We start from the raw sequence: 934 nt of genomic DNA on the forward strand, positions 1-934 counted from the left end.
CAACGTTTACGGCGTGGTGCAAGCGTAGGTACAAACTGAGGGAAGGTGAACATCAAGTGAACACGCGAGGTTGCACTTACCTAAACTGAGGGGTGTCTGCTGCCGAGATCGGTGGCAGACACCCCTTAGATGTCATGACGATGCGGTTCTATCCCTCCTCGTCGGTTCGAAGTCCGAGCCCACGAAAAACGAACCCGCTTGCAGCGCGACGCTTCACGAAACCTCGTGATTCGACCTGACGAGCGAAGGCCTGCTTGCCGATCAGGTCTGCGCCGTCGGCCGCTGCCCACGCCTGGAACTCACCGAACAGCTCCTGAACTCCCACGCGCGCCGCCGGGGCGACCGCGCACGCCTCGGAGATGAAACGGGCCACCGTGTCTGATTCGGCCTGGTAGGCGTCGGTGGCCTCGGTGACCTTGGCCGCCGTCGGCATCCCGTTGGCGCGGTAGTCGGCCCAGCCGTCGAGCGCCCACGCAAGCACCGCGTCCGCCTCTAGCTTCAGCTTCTCCCCAAGCTCGGGGTCCCGATCCGTCTCGGGAATGGTGACTTCGAACGGGATCACTCGGATACGCCGCCACACCGCCGGGTCATCACCGGCGACCTTCGGCAGGTGGTTGGTGACCATGAGGGCCGTGTGTGTGGGCGTGAAGGTAACCGGCGTCGAGTACAGCTGCCGCGCCGTGATCGGGTCACCACCCACTAGCTGTTTCATCAACGCGGCCGCGAGCGGCTGATCTCGTTCAGTCTCCGAGGTCACGACGAACCTCCTGCCCATCAGCCCGATCAGCTCGGGGGACGCGTTGGAGGCCTTACCGCGGGCTGACATGAACAGCGTGGACTCGGCTGCGTGCCCGTAGTCGCCGAGCGCGTTAAGGACGGCGTTGTAGGCCACCCCCTTAGCGTTCGCGCCGGTACCGGTGGCGGTCAGCGCGCT

General features: G+C 64.7%; 1 protein-coding gene. It reads right to left on the reverse strand.

The window, feature by feature from the left end:
* Nucleotides 1–148 precede the first annotated feature (148 nt).
* The coding region (locus tag BN1056_RS09445) for a DNA primase family protein (RefSeq protein ID WP_210580662.1) at nucleotides 149–934 on the reverse strand (786 nt) is incomplete at its 5' end.

Origin of the sequence: Actinomyces succiniciruminis, assembly GCF_900002405.1 — a bacterium.
Taxonomy (GTDB): Bacteria; Actinomycetota; Actinomycetes; order Actinomycetales; family Actinomycetaceae; genus Actinomyces; species Actinomyces succiniciruminis.